The following is a 24167-nucleotide window of genomic DNA, read 5'->3' as shown; positions in this document are numbered from 1 at the left end:
AAACTAGTTCGGTGAAAATTAATGTGATTGGATTACTATCTCTGCAAGAAGAAATAGATAGGATTCAAAGCAAATACGAAGTAGTCAATTTTTCTAAAGAAGAAATATTTACTGAAAACATAAAGAACTTAGTAGATATACAGTATTGGTCAGAAGATGAAATCAAGTTTATTTTTATTGATACTCTTGGAAAGGCTAGTAATTATAAGATAAATCTAAATGATTAAACATTTCAACATAACTGTTTCTGGCAAAGTACAAGGCGTTTTTTACCGTGCTTCCACCAAACATAAGGCTGAGGATTTAGGCATTGGGGGCTTTGTGAAAAATATGCCCGATGGCTCTGTTTATATTGAAGCAGAAGGGAAAATGGAACAGCTTAGCAGCTTAATTGACTGGTGCAAAATGGGTCCCACGCATGCCAGAGTAGAAAATGTGCATTTCGTACCGGGTGAGGTAATGGATTTTAAAGGGTTTGATATTAAATACTAGCAACTAGTTTCTAGTGACTAGCGACTAGTAAGCTTCGCATCCAACTCCATCAAAAACTTATCAATTAACCCTTGTGTAACATGGTCCATCACTACAATCTTATACCACTTGGCCACGCCATCGTGCGATTCAGGAACGAGTAAATACTTTTCAGCCAAAGCTTCTGGAATGTACTTTCCCTTAATTGTTACAATATTCATCTTAGGGTTTCTGAAATACTCAATGCCTCTTTCATCAAAACTATCACAAAGACGGTCTGTTTTCTTTAGCAGTCCTTTGATTTTATTTGTCCAGCCCTCAGAGCCATAAGTGCGCATGATCATCCACACGGCAATGGCATTAGCGCCTGATCTGCTACCAATGAGCGTATAATCCTTCCCTTTTACATAATTAGCTTCTTCGGTAAGAGCATGATGCATATAGCCCTTTCTCACCAAATATATTCCCGTTCCGTATGGTGATTGCAGCATTTTATGGCCGTCAAGACTGAATGAAAATATTTTAGGATTCTTAAAAGTATAGTCCATATTATCAGCTACAAATGGATAGATATACCCACCATAAGCACCATCTACATGCACACGGTATTCTATGGCTAATTCATCAAGCCAACTTGTTATTTCATTGATATCATCCACAGAGCCAAACATGGTGGTGGACATATTAGCTACCAAAATGAAGTATTTAAGTCCTTGTTGTTTTGCTTCTTCAATGGACTTGAAAGTGCTTTCTTTAGTTACTCTTCGTGTGTTTTCATCTACTTTGGTTACCACCTTTTTTAAACCGAGTAGCGAGGCGCCTTTGGGCATAGAATAATGCGCATCTTCAGAATAGACCAAGGCTATTTCTTCAGGCTTAGCCCCTAATTCATTGATGAAATAGTTTTTCAAAATCCACATTCCCTGAATATTAGCTTCCGTTCCTCCCGAAGCTACATAGCCGTCAAACTCATCATCACCGCCTTCAAAAATCTCTTTGGCGCATAAATCTATCAGCTCTTTTTCAATTTTATGTGTACCTCTAAAAGCTGCTTCAGAAGCTGTTAGCGTATGGCAACCTATGTGATTAGGGTTCGCAATTAAAGTAGAAAGATAGGGCGCATCTTTCAAGAAAGGAGCATCATCATAAAACACCTCCGGATCAAGGTAAGAAGCCGGTAAACCTAAAACCGGCTTTTCCCTGTAATCAAGATTTTGCTCTAAAGCGCCAAAGATGATTTCCTTCATTTTGGCGTGTGAATAACTTTCCCAGTACATAAGCTTTCAATTTGATTTGCCGCGAATATAGGAAAATGAGTAGTTAGTAGGGAGTATTTAGTAGTTGGTATTGAGTCGTAAGATTAAATGTAACAGTCGGCAATTACGTTTTAAGAAATACTTAAAACTTGTAGCTAACAGCTCTAAGCTAATTTTCTTACAATTCCTCTATACTTATAGATCTTCAACTCGAAATGCTGATTGATGAAGGTTTTCATACGGTTTTCAGCGAGTTCTGCTTTTCTACCTTCAGGATAAAAAACGGTGAGTTCCAAAACCGCTCTTAAAAAGTTGGGTTTCAGGCAAAAGGATACCAACCATTTCTTAAACGTTTCTGACCAATCTTGCACATATTTTGTGTAGTGGTCGTCTCCATCAAATAAAAATTCCAGCTGATTTTGTCCGAATTTAAAACGATAAACAGCAGCTAAATTTCTGTAAAATTCTTCCAACCGATCGGTGTATTGAGTTTCATGTGATTGGATACTTTTAATGGTCTCATCAACAATACCCAACGGGTTGTATTGAGATAAATAAAACTCTTTGCTAAACTGTATCAAATAGGTAATTAACTCCTCCTGCTGATCTAGCTGAGCTTTTTCAAGGATGTAATTCTTATCTAAAGGGAAGTACTTCTGGATCATCCTAACTTAAAAGGGTTTTGCAAATATAATTATTTTCTGGGTTTGTGAACTCGACTAATTCTATTTAAATGGTGAGTTTTCCTCTTTGGCCATTACATTGTACACCATTTTATCCATCAATCCCGGGAACCATTTGTTCAAGAAAACAGTCATTTTACCCTGGCTGGTCATAATGAGATATTTCTTTCTTTTCACCGTAGCCTTATAAATTCTTGCCGCACATTCTTCAGCAGTCATCATTTTTTCTTCTTTTCTTGGCGATTCACCTTGTGCGGTACCATCAGCGGTTAATGAAGTTTTGCGAATATTTGATGCCGTAAATCCAGGGCAGGCAGTAAGCACGTGCACACCAGTTTTAAGTAGCTCAGTTCTTAAAGATTCAAGAAAACCTTGCAAGGCAAACTTGGAAGAAGAATAACCTACTCTTCCCGGCAGTCCCCTAAACCCTGCAATGGATGAAATACCAATTACTGATCCCTTACTTTTTAATATCTCAGGAAGGCAGTATTTAGTTGCGTAGATGGCACCCCAGTAGTTAATGTCCATCACCTTTCTGATCACATCAAGGTCTACATCTTTAAATGGCGCACGCATCGAAATACCAGCATTGTTGATTAGGATATCGATTTTGCCAAATGCTTTGGTAGTCTCTTCAGCCATAATCCTGTTGTCTTCCTCTTTGCTCACATCTCCTTGTATGGCTATTGCTTCTATACCTTGAGATTTTAAAGAATCAAGTGCCTCATCCAAAGCCTCTTGTTTACGTCCCGTAATCACAATTTTAGATCCTTTTTTACCAAATTCTTCAGCTAACGCTTTACCTATACCTGAAGAACCACCAGTGATTACTACTACCTTATCTTTCATTTTAACTCAATTAATAAAGTGCCAAAACTAACCATTTTCAATAGATACTTTTATTTTTGGATGCTTAGTAAACTATGATTTTCCTAAAACTACTTTCAAGGCTGCCCCTGCCCGCTCTATATCTGATTACAGATACCTTATATGTGATTATTTACTATGTGGTAGGCTATCGAAAAAAAGTGGTGAAGAACAATTTAGTCAACTCTTTTCCTAATAAAAGTGACACAGAGATTAACAAGATAAGAAAGGAGTTTTATGTGCGGTTTAGCGAATACATCGCTGAAACAATAAAGGCGCTTACCATTTCTGAAAAGGAGATGAAAAGGCGTGTGATTTTTACCAATGTGCCGGTCGTAGAGCCTTATGCTCAGGCAAACCAATCTATTATTCTCGCAGGATCACATCAATTTAATTGGGAATGGGCTCTTTTAACAGGTTGTTTGGTTTTGCCATTTCCGGTAGATGCGGTGTATAAAAAACTTTCGAATAAAGCTTTTGATGAGCTTATGTTAAAAACCAGGGCCAAATTTGGCGGTCAACCTATTGAAAGCAAAAGTATTATCAGGAGCTTATTACGAACTAAAGAGCGGACTAAAGCGGTTGCCATTATGGCTGATCAGTCACCAAAAAAGAGTGATGTAAAATACTGGACGAAGTTCATGAATCAGGATACGGCATTTTTTACTGGGCCAGAGCAAATTGCAGCAGCACTAAAATATCCAGTATTCTTCTATCGTATGGAGCGTAAAAAACGAGGGCATTACACCGTTGAGCTGATAAAGTTAACGGAGCCACCGTACGAAAAAGATAGTCACGAAATCCTTGAGCTATATACAAAGCATACTCAAAAATTGATCGAAGACGACCCTGCCGGGTATTTATGGTCGCATAAAAGGTGGAAGCTTAAGAAGGAATCAGATTAACGGCTTCTCACATAATGGATTTGAACAAGTCCGGTTTCATAACTTTTTGAAGAAACCAACTCGATATTTAGCGGAGAAGTGCCACCAAGAAAAAGACGTTTTCCATTACCTAATATAGTAGGGATGATTGAAATGATGTATTCATCAATCAAATCATGTTTCATTAACTCATGCACCACTTGCCCGCCACCATCGCAGTAAATGTTTTTACCACCTTTTTTCTTTAGCGATTCGATTAACTCTGGAATGTCACCATTATAAAAGGTAACACCATCTTCTTTTCCGCTTTTACTTCTGGAAAGTACGTAGCAATCGTATTGTTTTGATTGTGGAAATTCCCCCAACATTTTCTTCACCACCTTATAAGTGGTGTTACCTACAATATATTTGTCAATGCTTTTGGTGAATTCTGTATAACCGTAATCTTCCCCCTCCTTGTCCATAGCGTCTAGCCAAGAGATGTCATCATTATCTCCGGCAATAAAGCCATCGAGGCTCATAGCAATATATAAAAATACCTTTACCTCTGACATTTTAACTTAGAAGCGATTCTATATCTTCTTTGGACAAACTCTTGACAAAGCTTGATTCTGTTGTGATTAAGTCGCTGGCTAATTTACGCTTATGTTGTTGTAAGGCAAGAATTTTTTCTTCGACTGTACCTCGCGTGATAAACTTGTAGGTAAATACACGATTTTCCTGCCCAATTCTATGTGCCCTATCTACAGCTTGCGCTTCAGCGGCAGGGTTCCACCATGGGTCGAGAATAAATACATAATCGGCCTTGGTGAGGTTAAGTCCTAAACCTCCTGCTTTTAGTGAGATAAGGAAAACCTTCAGCTTTTCATCATTCTGAAAACGTTCTACTTGTTCCTGACGGTCTTTAGTGGAACCGTCTAAATAGGCATAGTCAATTTTCATGGTTTTCAGGTGATCAGCAATAATGGTCAAATGCTTCACAAACTGACTGAATATCAATATTTTATGACCTTCGGTAATGGCATTATCCAGCATGAAAGAAACATCCCAAAGTTTGCCCGAAGTGCCTTCGTAGCCATCGTCTACCATTTTTGGGTGGTTGGCAATTTGCCTTAGTTTGGTTAACCCCTGTAACAAAATCATTTGAGACTTATTCAGCCCCTTGGTTTCTATATTCTCCAGAATTTCATTTCGGTAGTAATTCTTCACTTTTTCATATTCCGCTTCCTGATCTGGCAGCATAGCTGAATATTGGATGTTCTCTGTTTTTTCCGGAAGTTCTGTTGCAACCTGCGATTTATGCCTTCTTAAAATGAAAGGCTTTATAATCGAGTAGAGTTTCTTGGTCTTCGCCTGATCACCTTGCTTTTCAATGGGGTTCAAAAACTCATTTTTAAAGAAGCTTTGAGTTCCCAGCAAGCCAGGATTAATAAAATTCATTTGCGACCATAGGTCCAGTGTACTGTTTTCCAGAGGTGTACCGGTAAGTATCAGTCGGTTTCTTGCATTTAGCTCCCTTACGGCCTTGGCAATATTAGAAGTTGGATTTTTTATCGCCTGAGATTCATCTAATATCACATAGTTAAATCGATAGGTTTTCAACAAATCAACATCTAACCTAACAATACCATAGGAGGTGATTATTACATCATATTTGGCGAATTTCTCCGGATTCTTATCTCTGTTAGTGCCTGTATACGTAAATGTTTTCAGCTTAGGAGTAAACCGTTTAGCTTCCATCTCCCAGTTGTAAACAAGTGATGTGGGCATTACCAGCAAAGAAGCACCAACGGCACCTTGCTCTTTCTGAGATTGGAGTAATGCTAATGTTTGAACTGTTTTACCAAGACCCAGGTCATCCGCCAACCAGCCACCAAACTGAAACTTGTTTAGAAACTGCATCCACTCATATCCGGCTTTCTGATATGGCCTGAGCTCGCCTTTAAAATTTTTAGGGGCCGGCTGTTCATCAATACCTTCAAATGCTCTAAGGCCTTCTAACTTATTACTGATGGTAACTTTAGCGAGATTGCCTTCTTCTAAATCTTTTACCAAGGAAAGGTGATGTTTCTTCAGCCTTGGCTCGCCACTTTCATCTTCTTCAGAGAAAGCAAAAAGCTCTGAATACTCAGTTAGCCATGAGTCAGGTATTACGGCTATTTCCCCATTTGGTAGCGTGAACTCCATCTTCTTTTTCAAGATTAGTTTTCTAATCTCTTTGAAGCTTATTTCATATTCACCAAACTTAATTACTGCGTGAATATCAAACCAGTCGATATTCTCTTTTACTTCTACAGTAATTTTATACTCCCCAATAAAGTATTTTTTCTCGGATTTACCTTTTTGATTAATCTCAAACTTTCGTTTGATCAACTCGTCACGGTAAGTATCTAACCAGCCAAAGGCAGTGGTTTTTGGAATGGCTGCCTTCGAGTTTTTTAATGGGAGATTGTTATCAGTTAAAAAGGAAAGAATGGCTTTTTCTTCGTCCAGTTTTCTACGAACTCTGTGAAAAACATACGATTCATCCTTTTTGTCAACCGTAACGCTTACCGGACTGAGATGGTCGGCTTTGAAATTAAAGGTGCCGTATTTAAATGAGAGCTCGAAAAGCATTTTCTCATTATCACCAGTATTTCCATTAGAGCTACCTTCAAAAAGATTGCCATTAGTGCTGCCCATGAGCTCACTAATGGTAAGCACCGGTTGTGGGTCAAAATGCTCGGTATTAATTTCAAAACCTTTGGCATATACATCAAAAGATGCTATTAATGGAGCAACAAACTTATTGTAGTAAGTTTCTTCCACGTTTTTTGGTATGATGATAAACTTCTTGTTTAAGAAGGGTTGCAGTTTTTTTCCATCTACATTCTTTTCAAAGGAATAAAGCTTTCCGCAGCTAACCATCCAGGCGGGATCTTTACAAACCAGGTAAGAACCACGGTACTGAAAATCTATTTTTTCGCCATTATATTTAATCGTTGGAAAGTAATGTGTGTTATCATCGTTTCTTCTGAAATGGAAAAGTACAGTCGCTTTTTATTAAAATAATTAAATTTTCTTACAGGCCGGTTAACCAACGTTTCCCATATAAAAAACCAATTTAACTTTAAAGCGCTCTAAAATACTTGCCCTTTTTATTTCAAGGTACCTTTCAATTTCTTGCTGGATGAGCTCATTGCCTTTTTCCTTGTCGTACATTTTGAGGAAAAAATCATCTGCTTTCATGGGCCCCTTAGTATTAAATTTCTTTACAACGGCATCTTGCTGCATAGAATCCATCAGCTCAATTAGCTCATAATCAGTGTCGTCTAACCCTTTGGCAAATTCATCGGCATTTTTTGAAGATATATTTTGATGCTGAAGCGTAAGTTTCCCTTTGTCATCTAAATGAATCACAAACGATTCAAAAAGATAACCCAGATACTCGTGCTGATATAGAGAGTAAACTATTTGAAAAGGCAGTGAAGCCGAAACTTTCATACTTAAATCTTAAACAGAACCACCAAAATACAAAAAATAATCTGACTTTAAGTCAAAATAAGCCGCTTTTATGCTTGTTTAACCAATAATTGGTTGAACGGCAATATATTCGGATCAATGTGGTTTATAGGTAAAAAACTACAGTTGGTTCACTGCACCGTAGCGAGTCGCAATGATAGCTGGCCGATACGAAATAAGCAAGGTAATTAGTACCAGACTTACAAAAGTATAAACGAAATCTAACGGTTGTAATTGTACAGGATAGTTTTCTAATAAAGATGTTTCCATACCCATAGAAACGAGGCCAAAGTTCTGTTGAAGCCAGCAGATAAATCCACCTAAAATCAAACCAATGAATGCACCACCGAGCGAAATAATGGCACCTTCATAAAGGAATATTTTTCTCACAAGTGTATTTGTTGCCCCCATGCTATATAATATGGAAATGTCTTTCTTTTTATCGATTGCCAACATGGATAAGGAAAAGAAAATATTAATAGAGCCAACAAGCAGAATAAATGAAAATGCAATAAATACGAACAACTTTTCAAGGTTTAATAGCTTAAATAGATCTGCATGCTGTTCGTCATTGTTTAAAACTTTAAATTCGGCACCTAGTGTTTCTTTCAGCTGTTGTTGAATCTGACTAATGTTCGCGTCATTAGCTACTTTTATTTCTAGTGATGTACGCTTATTCTGATAGTCAAGAAGCTCCTGAGCAAATGAGAGCGGCACGAAAATGTAGTTTTCGTCATAATTCTTTTCAATGGCGAATACGCTACCAACCAGAATATTCTTTTTGCTATAGAGCTTGCTTATATCTAGCTGGCCTGGTTTAACATCTTTGGTGTAATGCACCTGAAGTGGATAGAGGTCATTTCCTGGAACAATAGAAAGAGTGTATTGAACGCCCTGGCCTATAATAGCATAATTTATAAGTCCATCTTTCAGTTTTAGATCTCCTGCAATTATTGAATTGTCAATCCGATGCTGATCAATGAAATTGTCAGAAACTCCCTTGATGGTTACCACCATATTAGCCTCACGATAGCGCACATATGCATAATCTTCAATTACTTCGGTAACAACTTCAATACCTTCAATGGCTTTTATTTCATTTAGAAAGTCTTCAGTAACTTCAAATGTCTTGCCCCGAGTAGCCTCAATCTTTAATTCAGGATCAAATGAATTGTACATCGATCGTAATAATCCTTCCAAACCATTAAACACTGAAAGAACCACTATTAATGCAGCAGTGCAAATGGCCACTATCGCCATAGAGATAATGGATATTACATTGATGAAATTCCTTTTCTTACCAGAAAAGAAGTATTTGCGTGCTATAAAAAAAGGAAGATTCAAGGTTTACTCTTCTTCGTCAGCAGGTGGAATGTCCAATGAATCAATCAGTGTATCGATTTTGGAAGCTTTTTCTTCAACTTCATCAATAAAAAATTGCAGATCAGGCACAATACGTACTTGTTTGCCTATTTTATTACCCAGTACCTTTCTAATTTCACTTTTGTGCAATCGAATTTTTTCGAGTAGCGCTTCTTTACTTGGAACCAACATCATCGAAAGGTACACTTTGGCAATGCTCAAATCAGGTGTAATCAAAACATCAGCAATGGTTACAAAGGCATTTCCGAATATCCCCATCTTATCTTTCTGAAATATTTCGCTTAGGTCTTTCTGAATAAGTTTCGAGTACTTCTGCTGTCTGGTGGTTTCGTTCATAGTGCAAATATCCCAAATTATGAGGTTATATCACTAACTGCCAATTGTATATAAATTCTTAAGGTTATTGAGGTCGATTGTCTATTTTCGTGGCTTAAGGTAAAATAAGAATCAATTGCTAAGTTTTTTTAGAATAAACGACCCTTATCGGCTTTTGGTAATATTCATTATCATGCTTGGACTTAGAATTCCAGCCATGGTAAGTGATTCAATTCTGACTTTGCCTGAGCTCAATTTTATGCTGATTGGTGAAAAAATAAGTAATGGAGCTTCGTTATATTCTGAAATTTGGGATGCCATTGGCCCGCTAAGTGCGCTTGTTTATTTTGTTATCGATTGGCTGTTTGGCAGATCTCAATTAGCGTATCAAATCATCGCTTTTTTTGTTTCATGTTATCAGGTATACATCTTTAACAGATTTATGCTTACAAGCCGTGCCTTTTCGGAAAATACCTACGTACCGGGCTTCATCTATGGTGTACTTTGTTCGTTGAGTTACGACATGCTCACACTCACCCCTTTTCTTATGGGATTAACGTTTATTCTACTATCATTAGAATTAATATTTAGCCACATTGAAGTAAGGGCCAAAAGAGACGAAGATATTTTAAATATTGGTCTGTTTGTGGGATTAGCAACAGTTATTTACTTGCCATTTTCTATTTTTGCGATGGGTATATTGCTCATATTCATCTTTTTCACTGGTACTATCGGCAGGCGATATGCCTTAATGACTTTCGGTTTTTTCTTGCCAATTATGATTGCCGCAGGTTATTTTTACTTGACAGATCGATTCACAGATTTTATCTTCAGTTTTTTATCACCATTTACTGAGATGGATAAGGTATGGTATCTATCTTTGAAACACACATCAATTTTATTTGCCGTACCATTTGCCTTTCTCTTACTTTCACTGGTTAGGTTAATCCAGGGGGCTAGGCTTTCTAACTATCAGGCCCGCCTCACTCAAACAATGTTTGTTTGGTTTTTATTTGGACTATTATTTATTGCGCTCTCCGATTACAATGTTCCTGCAGCCTATATTGTATTAATTCCAGCCATAGCATTTTATGTGGCACATTATTTTTTAGCTAAAAAGCGAGGGGTTTTCACAGAATTTTCGTTCCTGTTTTTTATCTCACTCATTGTCGCTACTAATGTGTTATCTTATTATTCAGAAGATGTCAGTAGATTTTTTGATGATTCGACCTACAGGGTAAATGTAGCTGAGCCATCCGCAATTAAAAATAAACGTATTTTGGTTCTTAACGATGATTTGACACCCTACTACACCAACAAATCAGCATCACCATTTTTAAATTGGCAATTAGCTAAGCCTGTTTTTACGAACCTGAGTTATTATGACAATCTGACTATAATTTACGAGGGCATTAAAAACGATCCGCCAGAAGTGATTATTGACCCTGACAATCATCTTGGTGATGTATTGAAAAAAGTGCCTTACTTGGCGGATAACTATTACCAAGCTGTTGATGGTAACTATTACCTGAAAAACTAGCAGCTAATCTTGTCTACCCTTCTTTCGTGCCTTCCACCTTCAAACTCTGTAGTCAGAAACTTCTCAACAATCGCTTTGGTTACTTCCTGGCTAATAAACCGGGCTGGTATGCAAAGAATGTTGGCATTATTATGTTGGCGTGCTAATTCGGCAAGTTCATCCGTCCAGCAAATGGCTGCACGTATTCTTGGATGCTTGTTGGCGGTCATAGCTACGCCATTAGCACTACCGCAGATGAGGATACCCAGGTCATTGTTCTTTTTCTCCACTGATTCAGCCACCGGATGTGCAAAATCAGGGTAATCTACAGACTCAGCACTGTGAGTGCCGAAATCTTCTACATCATTCCCCAATTCTTTTATTAACTTCTTTATTAAATCTTTATATGCGAATCCGGCATGATCCGCTCCAATGGCTATTTTCATATTTCTTTTAGATTTTTCTCGGCTTTCTTTCGAAGGTTTTTCTGAACCCTGGCAGAAATAAAGATACTGAATTGATAAAGGCCGAGCAATGGCATGGCTATCAAAATCTGGCTAAATGGATCAGGTGGTGTAAATACTGCACCTAAAATCAATATTACAACAATAGCATGTCTCCGATAATTCCTCATCAGCTCCGGTGTAACAATGCCAATTTTAGATAAGAAATAAACAACCATAGGCAATTGAAAAAGCATACCGCTGCCTAAAACTAAAGTTGAAAGCGTAGAAACATAAGAGGTGATATCGAATTCATTGTTTACAATGTCACTTACTTGGTAGCCAGCTAAAAAACTAACTGCTAAGGGAGCCATAATGAAGTACCCAAATAAAACACCTAGGGTAAACAGAAATGTAACGGATGCCACTGCCCCTCTAGAAACAGACCTTTCTGTCATTCGTAAACCCGGACTGATAAAACGCCAAAACTCCCAAAACACATAGGGGAAGGCAGCAATTATTCCTATGGCAAATGAGCTGGTAATGTGCATTGTAAACTGACCGGTCATTTGCCTGCTTTGAATTTTAAAATCAAGTTTCTCAATACATAATGCCGATGAATTGATTAAATCGCCAAGTTTACATAGCATTTTGAATGTCCAAAAATCTGTTTTTGCCGGACCAAACACAATGGTGTTAAAAACAAAATCAACTGAAATAAATGCCGCGATACTAAATACAATGATTGCAATAACCGAACGGATAAGGTGCCATCGAAGTTCTTCGAGATGATCCAAAAAGGACATCTCTTTTTCATCACCATCACCTATTTGATCTAGAGGAGTTGCCACTATTGATAAAGAGGGAAGTTTTTCATCCAGCTGTTAACCTCAGATTTTACCTCGGCAATTGTATTCTCATCTTCATAGTTCATTAATACTTTGTCAATCAGGTCAACAATTTTTACCATGTCATCTTCTTTCATACCTCTGGTAGTGATGGCTGCTGTTCCCACTCTCATGCCTGAAGTAACAAACGGTGATTGATCATCAAAAGGGACCATATTTTTATTGATGGTAATATCTGCCTTAATTAAGGTGTTTTCAGCGATCTTACCGGTTAACCCTTTTGACCTTAAATCAATTAACATCAAATGGTTATCAGTACCACCAGAAATTATTGAGTAGCCTTTCTTAATAAATGCATCGGCCATTACTTTCGCATTTTTTACCACCTGAAGGATATATTGCATGAAATCATCAGTTAAGGCTTCTCCAAAAGCAACGGCTTTGGCAGCAATTACATGCTCTAAAGGCCCGCCTTGTGTTCCTGGGAATACGCCTGAATCTAATATGGATGATATTTTTCTGATTTCTCCTTTTGGTGTTTTTAATCCAAATGGATTGTCAAAATTTTCCCCAACCATGATCAATCCACCGCGAGGGCCACGCAATGTTTTATGGGTGGTTGTGGTAATAATATGACAAAATTCCAATGGGTCGTTTAAAACACCTCTGGCTATTAGCCCCGATGGGTGCGAGATATCTGCTAACAAAAGTGCCCCAACAGAATCAGCGGCTTCTCTCAGCTTTTCATAATCCCAGTCTCTGCTATATGCAGAAGCACCGCAAATTATCAATTTTGGTTTTTCCTTTTTGGCAGTTTTTGCAACACCATCCCAGTCTATTAATCCGGTTTCTTTTTCCACGCCATAAAAAGATGGGCTGTAAAGTTTCCCTGAAAAATTTACGGCAGATCCATGGGTTAAATGCCCTCCATGGGATAAATCAAATCCTAAAATTTTATCACCTGGGTTTAGTACTGCCAACATAACAGCTGCATTGGCTTGTGCTCCAGAGTGCGGCTGCACATTGGCCCATGACGCACCAAAAAGTTCTTTTGCTCTATCAATGGCAATTTGCTCTATCTCATCAACAACTTCACAACCACCATAATACCTTTTGCCAGGAAGTCCCTCAGCATATTTATTAGTTAAAACAGATCCCATACTTTCCATCACCTGCGGTGAAGCAAAATTTTCAGAAGCTATCAACTCTATACCTTCTTGTTGTCTGTTTTTTTCTTTGGATATGAGGTCAAAAATGCGATTGTCTCTCTGCATAGTATGGTTGGATAAAATGAGGCGCAAAAATAGGTTAAGCACCACATAAAACCAATATTATAGCATACAGATCACCTTTTAATTATTTGTAAAAGCCAACTTCCTTTAAATAGCGCTGAATTGTGTTTTCTAAACCAAGATAGAGCGAGTCACAAATGAGTGCATGCCCAATAGATACTTCATCAATTTCAGGTATTTCAGTAATTAAATAGTTTAGGTTTTCGAGGTCCAAATCATGACCTGCGTTAACTCCTAGCCCTAGATTTACGGCTTCAATAGCTGCCTTTTTATATGGAGCTATGGCTTGAGTTTTATCTTTAGAATAGCCGGTTGCATAAGATTCAGTATAAAGTTCAATACGATCGGCACCTACCTCTTTGGCACCATTCACCATTGCTATGTCTGGGTCAGTAAATATTGATACACGAACACCATAATCTTTCAATTGCTTTATTACATCTGTAAGAAGCTTGTTATTCTTAAGCGTATTCCATCCGGCATTTGAAGTAAGCACATCAGGGCCATCAGGCACTAAAGTAGCCTGGGCTGGTCGAATCTCATTGATGATATTTAAAAAGCGTTTGTCTGGATAACCCTCAATATTAAACTCAGTGGTTACCACATCTTTGAGGGCATATACATCTTCGGTGGTAATATGTCGCTCGTCCGGCCTGGGATGGACTGTAATTCCCTGAGCGCCAAACCTTTCACAATCCATGGCAGCTTTAACTACATCAGGGTTATTGCCACCTCTGGCGTTTCTTAGTGTAGCGAATTTATTTATGTTAACGCTTAATCGAGTCATGGTATGTTTATGGAATATTTAACTTTGTGTCTATCATTGCGATACAAAGTTAAACGAATAGATCAATAACATAATTCAACTATCATGAGTCTTAAACAACATATCGATTCCGATATAAAACAGGCGATGCTCCAAAAGAAAAAAGAGGAATTGACTGCCTTGAGAGCTATAAAATCTGCTATTCTTTTAGCCGAAACAGAAAAAGGCGGTGGAGATGGTATTAGTGAGGAGACGGAATTGAAGTTGTTGGCCAAACAAGCGAAGCAGCGCAAAGACTCAATGGAAATCTACGAGAAAGAAGGCAGAACCGATTTGGCGGAAAAAGAAAAGTTTGAAATGGAGATCATTAATAGGTATTTGCCCAAACAATTATCTGACGATGAAATCACACAGAAACTTAAGGCAATAATTGCTGAAGTGGGTGCTGCAGGCCCACAAGATATGGGTAAAGTGATGGGCAGGGCAACAAAAGAAATGTCTGGACAGGCAGATGGAAAGAAAATTTCTGAATTAGTTCGCTCCCTGCTTGCTTAGAGAAAATTGAATAAACTAGACTTTATATTGTTGGCCCCCTTGCTCTTTGGTGCATACCAAGGTTATAAAAAGGGCTTTGTGCTTGAAATTATTGCCATTATATCGTTTATATTGGCCATAATTGGTGGCTTTAAGCTCATGCACTGGGGTATGAACCTCTTAGATCAATACTTTGATATTAGTGGAGAACTGCTTCCCTATTTATCGTTTATTATAATCTTCATAGGTATTATCCTATTGGTGAATGTCATAGGTAAAGTTTTTAAAAAAATCATCGACCTCACCCTTCTTGGTGCTGTAGACAATATTGCCGGGGCCATGTTGTCTATTTTAAAGTGGGCCTTTGGTATCAGCATTATATTATGGCTTAGTGCCTCTTTTGGTATGGAATTACCATTGGATTGGACAGAGGGGTCCTACTTCTACGAACCAATCTTATCATTTGCCCCAGGGTTTATCGGTTTTATTACAGATTACATTCCATTTGCCCATGATTTATTTGACAAGATTAAAGAACTGTTGAGCGGTGGTTCTTCTGCTTGATAACTTTGATTCATTTACATTTAATCTTGTTGACTATTTTGCTCAATTAGGTGTGAATTGCCATGTAGTTAGAAATGATGCCAGTTTGGAAGAAATTGAAAAACTTCAAATTGAGGCAATTATCTTATCTCCTGGGCCAGAAATTCCTCACAAAGCAGGTGTAATGATGGAGCTAATCGAACAATTTCATTCAAGAGTACCAATACTTGGCATTTGTCTTGGGCATCAAGCTTTGGGGCAATACTTTGGCATGAAATTGATAAAAGCGCCTAAACCAAGGCACGGCAAACTCACCAAAATCAATCTCCATCAAGATGCTATTTTTGATGGTCTACCAAAACAAATAAAGGTAGTTCAATATAATTCACTGATATTAGAAGTAAATGATAACAATGAGCTTCATGTAATATCATTTTCTGAATTTGGCCATATTATGGCAATAGCTCATAAAACACTGCCGATTTGGGGGTTGCAGTTTCATCCAGAAGCAGCCCTGACAACATTCGGAATTGATATTCTTAAAAATTGGGTAGAAACTATCCAACTAAAAAGATAATTCCACATTTTTGTTTACTTTGTATTGGATAAATTTTAATAGATGGCATTAGAAATTAAAGAAGAGAAAGAGTTTAAATACATCGATGAAGGTGAAGGGGAAGTACTATTGCTGCTTCATGGCTTATTTGGGGCTTTAAGCAACTGGGAGGGAGTGGTTAATCACTTTAAGAAGAACTATCGGGTAGTCATACCTCTTTTGCCCATTTATGAAATGCCTTTAAAGCAAGCTGGTTTGGAAGGCTTACAAAAATTTGTTGAAAATTTCGTTAGCCTAAAGGGATTGGATAATATGAACCTTGTGGGAAATTCTTTAGGTGGACATGTGGCCTTGATGTACACATTAGCTAATCCAAAAAAGGTGAAAAGTTTAACACTTACAGGTAGTTCAGGCCTGTTCGAAAACTCTATGGGAGGTTCATTTCCAAAAAGAGGTAGCTATGAGTACATAAAAGAAAGGGTAGAGTACACCTTTTATAATCCAGAGACAGCCACAAAAGAATTGGTTGATGAGGTGTTTGAAACAACTAAAAGTATTCCCAAGTGTTTAAGAATAGTGGCCATCGCAAAATCAGCACAACGCCATAATATGGCTAAAGAAATTACAAGAATAAAACATCCTACATTGTTGGTATGGGGGCTGAATGATACTATTACCCCACCCCATGTAGCGCATGAATTTAATAAGTTGATTCCCAATTCGACATTACATTTTGTCGATAAATGCTGTCATGCACCAATGATGGAGCATCCAGAGAAGTTTAATGTGTTGTTGAGTAAATTTTTACAGAATGGAAATGATAGCTGAAGAGTTAATTAATCATATGATCCCACCGCTAAAGCTCAAAGATGACGCCCACAAAGCGATGCTTTGGATGGAAGAGTTAAGGTCAAATGAATTGCCGGTGGTTGATCACGAAAAGTTTATTGGAATCATCACAGAAGAGATGATTTTAGAAGTAAACGATGTAGATAAACATATTTCCGATTTTGAGTTGAAGCACACTGTATGCACAGTTTCAAATAAATCTCATTTTTACGAAGTACTAAAAGTCTCTTCGGAGCAGCACGCTAAGATGGTGGCTGTATTAAATGAAGATAAGAAGTATATAGGCGTAATTACAGTTCAAGACACTGTTACTGCTTTTGCTCAATCAGCAGCTGTGCAAGTGCCTGGAGGTATAATCGTGTTATCAATCAATTCCATTGATTATTCTCTGGCAGAAATCAGCAGGTTAGTTGAAGAGAATAATGCGAAAATTTTAAGTAGCAGCATAAAAGAAGACGAGCTTGATAACTCTAAAATGAGGTTGACACTAAAAATCAATAAACTTGATCTTACAGCCATAATTGCGACCCTCGAACGTTTTGAATACAGGATTATTGCCAGGTTTCAGGAAACTAAAGTTGATGATAATCAGCAAGAAAGGCTCGACATGCTATTAAAATATCTGGATATTTAGTATGAAAGTCGCAGTTCATGGGAAGAAATTTGATGAATCTGTCAAAAAAATAATTCAATCCTTATTTGATATTCTAAATAATAAAGGGGTTGAGTTAACTGTCTCCAGCACATTCTCAGATATTTTGAAAAAAAATAAGGTATCTCACCAGTCTGATTCATATCAGAAAGGCGATCATTTAGGCGATTATGATGCTTTTATTACGCTCGGAGGAGATGGAACCTTATTGGAAGCTGTTACTCATATTGGTAATACAGAAGTCCCTATTTTAGGTATAAATACAGGAAGGCTAGGTTTTTTAGCCACAATTTCAAAAGAATCCATTGAAACATCGATTGATGAGTTGTTAGAACAGGATTATGGTTATGATGAGCGATCTTTATTGACATTAAATACGGAAGACAGGCTCTTTAATGGCTACAATTTCGCATTGAATGATTTTGCTATTTTGAAAAAAGATACATCGTCAATGATTGTAGTAAACGCCTATATTAATGGCGAATTCTTAAATTCTTATTGGGCCGATGGTGTTATTGTGGCAACTCCTACCGGTTCAACAGGATACTCTATGAGTTGTGGAGGTCCCTTGGTACTTCCTCATTCAGAAAATTTCATAATTACCCCAGTTAGTCCTCATAATTTAACAGTTCGACCTATTGTAGTTCCGGATAATTCGGAATTGTCATTCACAATAGAAGGTAGAACTAATAACTATCTTGTAGCACTTGATAGCCGTTTAGAAACAGTAGACGACACAATTACCTTGAATATAAAAAAAGCAGATTTCAAAGCCAGGCTTATTCAACTTTCAGATAATAATTACTTCAAAACGCTACGCCAAAAGCTAAATTGGGGGCTTGATGTAAGAAATTGATTTTATGTTTGTGCTTTTTATGTTTACTTTTGATCTTTAAAACGTATTCTGATACAAATGAACCTTACTTGGCTTAGGTATGCATAGAAGAAATATAATCTTAACACTCCTTATTTTGGTGCTTTCTTGCGCAGTCGTGGATTCGTATGCACAGTTAAATAGGAAAGCAATTCGCAAGAATAATAAGCGAATGAGAAACTTTAAAGGAAAGAAAAATTACTTCACGAAAGATAAGAAGTATAATTCAATAGGAATTACGTTGAATGCCTTGAATTATTTTGGCGACTTATCACCAAGTGCAAGTGCTTTAAGCACGGATATTGGGTTTACCAGACCGGGAATTGGAGTGGACTTTTCGCATAGATTTGGACCGAGATATACACTAAGAGCTTCCTTTTTATATGGAACTATTCGTGGTGACGATTTCGAGTCTGCTGACAAAGGAGATTCTGAGGCGAAGTTTAGATATGCTCGAAATTTAAGTTTCAGGAATAGAATTAAAGAACTCACAGTTGTCGGTGTATTTGATTTATTTAAAAATGAAGCGTCATATATAAGTAGAGTGCAATGGACTCCTTATGCCTACATTGGAGCTACATTGTTTCATCATAACCCACAGGCCTATGTAGCAGATGATAGTGGGCTACCAGAGGCAGGCACTTGGGTAGATTTACAACCATTAGGAACAGAAGGGCAGAATGCTGAGTTGGATCCCAATGATGTGAATGCAGGTATAGAGCCTTATAAGCTTATTCAATTCGCCATTCCGTTTGGAATAGGCGTAAGATATCGCTTGAATCAGGTTTTTGATCTTTCTTTTGAAATGGGTATTCGATATACGTTTACTGATTATCTGGATGATGTAAGCCAAAATTATGTTGATTTAGGTGTTTTCGGAAATGATGAATTAGCAAAATATTTATCTGATAGATCAGCTCAAGCTACTGGTGCGGAAGGTGGAGATCGAAATATCAATGCTTTAGATTTAAATCAAGTTTCGTATGTAGGCAGAGATGGTAATACATATCAGGTTATCAACGGCTTCGGAAGCGAATTCAGAGACAATATTAGAGGCAATAAAGACAATAATGATGTTTATTTCGTTACATCGATAAGAGTGGCTTATATTATAGGTGCTACTTTTACTCGAGCGAAATTCAGATAACATGTCAACATCTTACTTATCTCTAAAAAAAAACCTTTTAAGCCTGGTCTTTCTTTGCATTTCATTTTTAGGTTATGCTCAGGAAACCGAAATAGGTTTTGGTTTAGGTGGGTATAAATATTTTGGCGACATGTCAAGGGGGATCAGCTTCAATGGTATTAATCCTGCCGGTAATGCTTTCTTTAGATCCAACTTAACTGATGAACTAAGTTTTAGACTTGGTTTAACAGCGGGAAAGTTGGCAGCAAGCGACTCAAGAACACCCATAGACCCCTTCACCGACTTAAGAGATGCCAGTTTTGATATTTTTCTATTTGAAGTATCTACAGTATTCGAATATCATTTTTTGAATTGGCGACAAGAAAATTCCATTATCAGATGGACGCCTTATTTATTTGCAGGAATTGGAATATTTGGTATTTCTGGAATGGATGATAAGCCAGTAGAATACAGTAATATCCAACCCGTTATCCCATTTGGAGCAGGTATTAAATATATACTAAACCCAAAATGGTACATAGGGGTTGAAATTGGTTTCAGAAAAACATTCTTTGACTATCTGGATAATTTAGGTCCAGGAGATGGAGTAATCAAGAATTATGATTACTCTAATAGATTTGATAACGACCATTATGCATTTTTAGGGGTGTCACTAACATACTCTTTTTATAACATACCTTGTCCAACTAGCCCGTATAAGAAAAACTACAGACGCTAGAATTATAGCTAATGAGGCAATTTTTTAGCTTAAAAAATCTAATTTTGCAACTTCGTTATGAACCCTACAATAAATATTGATAAGGACAACCTGCCAACGCACATTGCCGTAATAATGGACGGTAATGGCCGATGGGCGAAAGGCAAAGGTGCAGCGAGAATTTTTGGTCATAAAAACGCCATCAATGCGGTGCGTGATGTAACAGAAGGATGTGCGGAATTAGGGGTGAAATACCTGACTTTATATGCTTTCTCTACTGAGAATTGGGCACGACCAAAAACAGAAGTAAAGGGGCTTATGCAATTGTTGGTGCATACCATAAAGAATGAGATTGGTACGTTACAGAAAAATGATGTTCAACTCAATGCTATAGGTGATTTAACATCGTTACCTGGCAATTGTCAAAACGAATTAACCGAGGCAATAGCACTGACTAAACAAAACAAAGGGTTGGTGCTAACTTTAGCTTTGAGCTATAGTGGTAGATGGGAAATAATTGAGGCGGCTAAGTCTATTGCTAAGGCAGTAAAAAATGGAGAAATTCAAATTAATGAAATAGATGCTGATTTATTTCGTTCGAATTTAATGTCAAGCAACATTCCGGATCCAGAACTACTGATCAGAACAAGTGGTGAGATGCGAATCAGTAATTTTTTATTGTGGCAACTTGCCTACACAGAAATATATATAACACAAAAATTGTGGCCTGACTTCAGAAAAAATGATCTAAATGAGGCGATTTTAGCATTTCAGAGAAGGGAAAGAAGGTTTGGTCAAATAAGCGAACAAGTGAACTAGATTGATGAAGAGAGTAATAGTATTCCTGATTTTTGTAGTACTGATAGGTGAGGTTAACGGACAGTTCAGACGTAGAAGTAATACACCAGAGCCACCTGCTGGTCAATTAAACTATTCCAGACCTCAAGAGTATACACTGGCCGGAATAAAAGTAACGGGCTTAAAGGTACTTGACGAAAATGCACTCATTTCACTTACAGGTTTAAAAATTGGAGATCAGATAAGTGTGCCTGGCGATGAGATTTCTGGAGCTATAAAAAAATTATGGAAGCATGGCCTTGTAGGAGATGTCTCCATTTCCATTGATAAAATTGAGGAAGAAAAAATTTACCTCAATATTGAATTAGCAGAAAGGCCTAGACTAACAGGGTTTGAATTTCAAGGCGTAAAAAAAGGGCAGGAATCCCAAATTAGGGAAGATTTAAATTTAATACGCGGAAGAATTTTAACAGACGCAATTATCCGTAATACGGAAATCGCAGTGAGAAATCATTATGTGAACAAGGGGTTCTTAAATGCCGAAGTGAATATTGTGCAGCAAGAGGATACATTAAATAATGATGGCCTGAAATTAAAGATTGTTGTTGATCCCAAGGCTAAGGTTCGAATTAATAAAATTTATTTTGACGGGAATAAAAACATTAAAGCAAACAAGCTTAAATCTAAGATGAAGAATACGAACGAAAATGTTCGTATTGGTCTTTTTAAGCGTGTAGCAGAGTTAATTGCTGGTTTTAAACCAAATAAAGTACCTGAATTTTTTGACTCTACCTATGAAGTAAGTGGTTCAGATGTAAAAGAATTTATCAACGATAACATTAAGTTAAATTTCTTCAAATCTTCAAAATTTGTAAAGTCAGATTATGAAGAGGATAAATTGGCCATTATTAGCTTTTACAACTCAAAAGGCTATAGAGATGCTGAAATAGTAGAAGATACAATTTATGACTACAATGATAGATCAATTAATATCGGGCTAAAGATTAATGAAGGTCGTAAATATTACTTTAGAAATATAGAATGGACTGGTAATTATATCCATAAAGATGAAACACTTGACAAAATATTAGCCATAGAAAAAGGGGATGTTTATAACAAGGAGCTTATAGACCAAAAACTAACTTTTAATCCCAAAGGACCGGATATTAGTGGGTTATACATGGACGATGGCTATTTATTCTTTAGTGTAAAACCGATTGAAGTAGCCGTGGAAGGAGATTCTATTGATATTGAAATGAGAATCTACGAGGGTGAACAAGCCACCATTAAAAATATTATTGTATCGGGGAACGAACGGACAAGAGATCATGTGGTAAGGCGCGAGCTTAGAACTATCCCAGGGGAGAAATTTAGTAGGTCTGATATCATTCAAACTCAGCAAAGACTTTCACAACTCGGTTATTTTGATCCACAACAAATTACACCAACACCAATGCCTAACCCGGCTGATGGTACAGTTGATATTGAATGGGAGGTAGTGGAAAGGTCAAATGACCAGATAGAATTATCTGGTGGTTGGGGTGGCGCCTTCGGTTTTGTTGGTACATTGGGTCTTAGTTTAAACAATTTCTCAGTAAGAAATATGCTAAGGGGTAAATTTAACCCAATACCTACAGGTGATGGTCAGAGATTATCAATCAGGGCACAAGCAAACGGTAGGCAATTCCAGAGTTATTCTGCGTCATTTACTGAACCTTGGTTGGGAGGTAAAAAACCAAATTCGTTTTCTGTAAGCTATAGTTATTCTATTCAAAGAGCCCGTTTTGGAACAGATACAGATGGTGATGGATTGAATGACAATTTTCCATCTATCAGGGATTATGATGCCTCTTTGCGAGTTCAAAGTATTACATTAGGCTTAGGTAGAAGATTAGAGTGGCCAGATAGTTATTTTACGCTAACCAACTCAGTTTCATACCTTGTTTATTCATTGGAGAACTATTTAGGCGGAGGTTTAGGATTTTCTAATGGTAACTCAAATAGCTTGGTGCTCAACTCAACGCTGTCACGAAATAGTATTGATAATCCAATGTTCCCAACAAGTGGGGCTTCTATTTCTTTAAGTGTAGCTCTTACTCCTCCTTGGTCTAAATTTAGGGAAGCTAATTTCTGGGAAATAAATAGCTCTGAACTGGAAGGAATAAGAGCGGAGGTGGACAATAATTTTGCCTTGGAAGGACAGGATCCTTTAAGTATTAGAAACCCTGAAAATTTTGAAGACCGGGTTCGGGCAGAAATTCGCGATAGGGAAAATTCAGAAAGATATAGATTGCTAGAATATCATAAATGGATGTTTGATGCTAGCTATTATACAAAGTTGGTTGGTAAACTGGTATTGGAAACCAGGGCACATTTCGGATTTATTGGTTCATATTCATCAAACCTTGGTATAGGTCCTTTCGAGAGATTTAGCCTTGGTGGCGATGGATTGGCTGGTCAGAACTTCTTATTGGGTAACGATGTAATTGGGTTGAGAGGCTATGATAACAACTCTATTACACCTCCGAATTATGGTGGCTCTGCAACACCAGTAACTTCTAATGAACTAAGAGGTGGAATTGTATACAATAAATATACAGCTGAGCTTCGATACCCTGTTACAACCGGACAATCTGCAACAATATATGGGTTGGTATTTGCGGAAGCAGGAAATAACTGGGGCAACTATGACTTATTCAACCCATTCGATGTGTATAGATCTGCGGGTTTTGGGGCACGAATATTTATGCCGGCATTCGGATTGATTGGTCTGAACTGGGGCTACGGATTTGATACGCTTCCTGGAAGAACTCAAAGAGCAGGCGGACAGTTCCACTTCACGATTGGTCAGCAAATTAGATAAGCATGAAAAAGATCCTTTTTCTATTTTTGGCATCATTTTCGTTTATCCAACTTCAGGCACAGAAGTTTGGCTACATTGATACAGACTATGTGCTAAGTAAAATGCCTGAATATAAAGAGGCTCAAGCTGAAATTGACAAACTATCACAAGGTTGGCAGGAAGAAATAAAAGAGATGTCTCGAAATATTGGCTCAATGTATGATGAACTTCAGGCAGAAGAAGTACTTTTGACGGCTGATATGAAAAATGAGCGTTTAGAGCTCATTAAGACGAAAGAGCAAGAGCTAAAAGAATATCAAAAGAAGATATTCGGTTTTGAAGGGCTTTTCTTTTTAAAGAAAAAGGAATTAGTGAAGCCTGTTCAAGATAAGATTTTTGATGCGGTGGAGAAAGTGTGCAAAGAACAGAGACTGGCAATCATGTTTG

At 37.5% G+C, this 24167-nt stretch carries 27 protein-coding genes; 15 read left to right on the top strand and 12 right to left on the bottom strand.

The window, feature by feature from the left end:
• Together RLO81_RS13515 and RLO81_RS13510 are read left to right on the top strand one after the other, a co-directional pair.
• On the top strand, positions 1 to 227 hold a 227-nt coding region (locus RLO81_RS13515; RefSeq protein WP_350112514.1), incomplete at its 5' end, for a hypothetical protein.
• The gene (locus RLO81_RS13510) at positions 220 to 492 is read left to right on the top strand and encodes an acylphosphatase (RefSeq protein WP_350112511.1); all 273 of its coding nucleotides are present in this window, start codon (positions 220 to 222) and stop codon (positions 490 to 492) included. The genes RLO81_RS13515 and RLO81_RS13510, both read left to right, overlap by 8 nt.
• Before the next feature lie 17 nt (positions 493 to 509).
• Here RLO81_RS13510 and RLO81_RS13505 read toward each other — a convergent pair whose 3' ends face one another.
• The 3 genes from RLO81_RS13505 to RLO81_RS13495 all read right to left on the bottom strand — a co-directional run bounded on the left by RLO81_RS13505 (position 510) and on the right by RLO81_RS13495 (position 3259).
• Positions 510 to 1748 (bottom strand): pyridoxal phosphate-dependent decarboxylase family protein, encoded by a 1239-nt coding sequence (locus tag RLO81_RS13505; protein WP_350112508.1) that lies wholly within the window; start codon positions 1746 to 1748, stop codon positions 510 to 512.
• Between the two features lie 143 nt (positions 1749 to 1891).
• Positions 1892 to 2392 carry a hypothetical protein gene (locus RLO81_RS13500; RefSeq protein WP_350112506.1) on the bottom strand — a complete coding sequence of 167 codons (501 nt, stop codon included), beginning with the start codon at positions 2390 to 2392 and terminating at the stop codon, positions 1892 to 1894.
• 60 nt (positions 2393 to 2452) lie between these two features.
• Positions 2453 to 3259: an SDR family oxidoreductase gene (locus RLO81_RS13495; RefSeq protein WP_350112503.1), complete on the bottom strand. Its 807-nt coding sequence runs from the start codon at positions 3257 to 3259 to the stop codon at positions 2453 to 2455.
• A gap of 74 nt (positions 3260 to 3333) precedes the next feature.
• Here RLO81_RS13495 and RLO81_RS13490 point away from each other — a divergent pair, with 74 nt between their 5' ends.
• Positions 3334 to 4182, top strand: a complete 849-nt coding sequence (locus tag RLO81_RS13490) for a lysophospholipid acyltransferase family protein (protein WP_350112500.1) — start codon at positions 3334 to 3336, stop codon at positions 4180 to 4182.
• Here the strand turns inward: RLO81_RS13490 and RLO81_RS13485 are convergent.
• The 5 genes from RLO81_RS13485 to RLO81_RS13465 form a co-directional block, all read right to left on the bottom strand.
• A complete protein-coding gene (locus tag RLO81_RS13485; RefSeq protein WP_350112497.1) occupies positions 4179 to 4715 on the bottom strand; it encodes a dihydrofolate reductase family protein in 537 nt (178 codons plus the stop codon). The genes RLO81_RS13490 and RLO81_RS13485 overlap by 4 nt on opposite strands.
• A gap of 1 nt (position 4716) precedes the next feature.
• Positions 4717 to 7068 (bottom strand): DEAD/DEAH box helicase, encoded by a 2352-nt coding sequence (locus RLO81_RS13480; RefSeq protein WP_350112494.1) that lies wholly within the window; start codon positions 7066 to 7068, stop codon positions 4717 to 4719.
• 165 nt (positions 7069 to 7233) lie between these two features.
• On the bottom strand, positions 7234 to 7644 hold the full coding sequence (locus RLO81_RS13475) for a hypothetical protein (protein WP_350112491.1): 411 nt from the start codon (positions 7642 to 7644) through the stop codon (positions 7234 to 7236).
• Positions 7645 to 7782: 138 nt separating this feature from the next.
• Positions 7783 to 9006 carry an ABC transporter permease gene (locus tag RLO81_RS13470; RefSeq protein WP_350112488.1) on the bottom strand — a complete coding sequence of 408 codons (1224 nt, stop codon included), beginning with the start codon at positions 9004 to 9006 and terminating at the stop codon, positions 7783 to 7785.
• A 3-nt stretch (positions 9007 to 9009) separates the two neighbouring features.
• Positions 9010 to 9381, bottom strand: a complete 372-nt coding sequence (locus RLO81_RS13465; protein ID WP_350112486.1) for a ribosome-binding factor A — start codon at positions 9379 to 9381, stop codon at positions 9010 to 9012.
• A gap of 172 nt (positions 9382 to 9553) precedes the next feature.
• On the opposite strand from RLO81_RS13465, the gene RLO81_RS13460 reads away from it, so the two are divergent.
• Positions 9554 to 10900 carry a hypothetical protein gene (locus RLO81_RS13460; protein ID WP_350112484.1) on the top strand — a complete coding sequence of 449 codons (1347 nt, stop codon included), beginning with the start codon at positions 9554 to 9556 and terminating at the stop codon, positions 10898 to 10900.
• Here the strand turns inward: RLO81_RS13460 and rpiB are convergent.
• From rpiB to RLO81_RS13440, 4 genes are all read right to left on the bottom strand, one after another.
• Positions 10897 to 11325: a ribose 5-phosphate isomerase B gene (rpiB, locus tag RLO81_RS13455; protein ID WP_350112482.1), complete on the bottom strand. Its 429-nt coding sequence runs from the start codon at positions 11323 to 11325 to the stop codon at positions 10897 to 10899. The two genes, RLO81_RS13460 and rpiB, sit on opposite strands and share 4 nt — an antisense overlap.
• Positions 11322 to 12173 (bottom strand): twin-arginine translocase subunit TatC, encoded by an 852-nt coding sequence (gene tatC / locus RLO81_RS13450; RefSeq protein ID WP_350112480.1) that lies wholly within the window; start codon positions 12171 to 12173, stop codon positions 11322 to 11324. Before tatC ends, rpiB begins: the two co-directional genes overlap by 4 nt.
• A complete protein-coding gene (glyA, locus tag RLO81_RS13445; protein ID WP_350112478.1) occupies positions 12173 to 13444 on the bottom strand; it encodes a serine hydroxymethyltransferase in 1272 nt (423 codons plus the stop codon). Before glyA ends, tatC begins: the two co-directional genes overlap by 1 nt.
• Positions 13445 to 13526: 82 nt before the next feature.
• A complete protein-coding gene (locus tag RLO81_RS13440; RefSeq protein ID WP_350112476.1) occupies positions 13527 to 14249 on the bottom strand; it encodes a pyridoxine 5'-phosphate synthase in 723 nt (240 codons plus the stop codon).
• A gap of 84 nt (positions 14250 to 14333) precedes the next feature.
• Here RLO81_RS13440 and RLO81_RS13435 point away from each other — a divergent pair, with 84 nt between their 5' ends.
• From RLO81_RS13435 to RLO81_RS13385, 11 genes are all read left to right on the top strand, one after another.
• Positions 14334 to 14783, top strand: coding sequence for a GatB/YqeY domain-containing protein (locus tag RLO81_RS13435; protein ID WP_350112474.1), 450 nt, complete (start codon positions 14334 to 14336; stop codon positions 14781 to 14783).
• 6 nt (positions 14784 to 14789) lie between these two features.
• Entirely contained in the window at positions 14790 to 15326 is a 537-nt protein-coding gene (locus RLO81_RS13430) for a CvpA family protein (protein WP_350112472.1), read from the top strand.
• On the top strand, positions 15310 to 15882 hold the full coding sequence (locus tag RLO81_RS13425; RefSeq protein WP_350112469.1) for an anthranilate synthase component II: 573 nt from the start codon (positions 15310 to 15312) through the stop codon (positions 15880 to 15882). The genes RLO81_RS13430 and RLO81_RS13425 overlap by 17 nt, the downstream gene beginning before the upstream one ends.
• A 42-nt stretch (positions 15883 to 15924) precedes the next feature.
• Positions 15925 to 16689, top strand: a complete 765-nt coding sequence (locus RLO81_RS13420) for an alpha/beta fold hydrolase (protein WP_350112466.1) — start codon at positions 15925 to 15927, stop codon at positions 16687 to 16689.
• The gene (locus RLO81_RS13415; RefSeq protein ID WP_350112463.1) at positions 16673 to 17344 is read left to right on the top strand and encodes a CBS domain-containing protein; all 672 of its coding nucleotides are present in this window, start codon (positions 16673 to 16675) and stop codon (positions 17342 to 17344) included. The genes RLO81_RS13420 and RLO81_RS13415 overlap by 17 nt, the downstream gene beginning before the upstream one ends.
• Position 17345: 1 nt before the next feature.
• The gene (locus RLO81_RS13410; protein WP_350112460.1) at positions 17346 to 18218 is read left to right on the top strand and encodes an NAD kinase; all 873 of its coding nucleotides are present in this window, start codon (positions 17346 to 17348) and stop codon (positions 18216 to 18218) included.
• Positions 18219 to 18408: 190 nt separating this feature from the next.
• Positions 18409 to 19383, top strand: a complete 975-nt coding sequence (locus RLO81_RS13405) for a DUF6089 family protein (protein WP_350112458.1) — start codon at positions 18409 to 18411, stop codon at positions 19381 to 19383.
• Position 19384: 1 nt separating this feature from the next.
• The gene (gene porG, locus RLO81_RS13400; RefSeq protein ID WP_350112455.1) at positions 19385 to 20101 is read left to right on the top strand and encodes a type IX secretion system protein PorG; all 717 of its coding nucleotides are present in this window, start codon (positions 19385 to 19387) and stop codon (positions 20099 to 20101) included.
• A 57-nt stretch (positions 20102 to 20158) separates the two neighbouring features.
• A complete protein-coding gene (gene uppS / locus RLO81_RS13395; protein ID WP_350112453.1) occupies positions 20159 to 20899 on the top strand; it encodes an undecaprenyl pyrophosphate synthase in 741 nt (246 codons plus the stop codon).
• Positions 20900 to 20903: 4 nt separating this feature from the next.
• Positions 20904 to 23741, top strand: a complete 2838-nt coding sequence (locus RLO81_RS13390) for a BamA/OMP85 family outer membrane protein (protein ID WP_350112450.1) — start codon at positions 20904 to 20906, stop codon at positions 23739 to 23741.
• A gap of 2 nt (positions 23742 to 23743) precedes the next feature.
• The coding region (locus RLO81_RS13385; RefSeq protein WP_350112447.1) for an OmpH/Skp family outer membrane protein at positions 23744 to 24167 on the top strand (424 nt) is incomplete at its 3' end.

The organism is Fulvivirga sp., from assembly GCF_040220315.1.
Taxonomy (GTDB): Bacteria; Bacteroidota; Bacteroidia; order Cytophagales; family Cyclobacteriaceae; genus Fulvivirga.
This window is presented reverse-complemented; position numbering and strand designations above follow the sequence as displayed.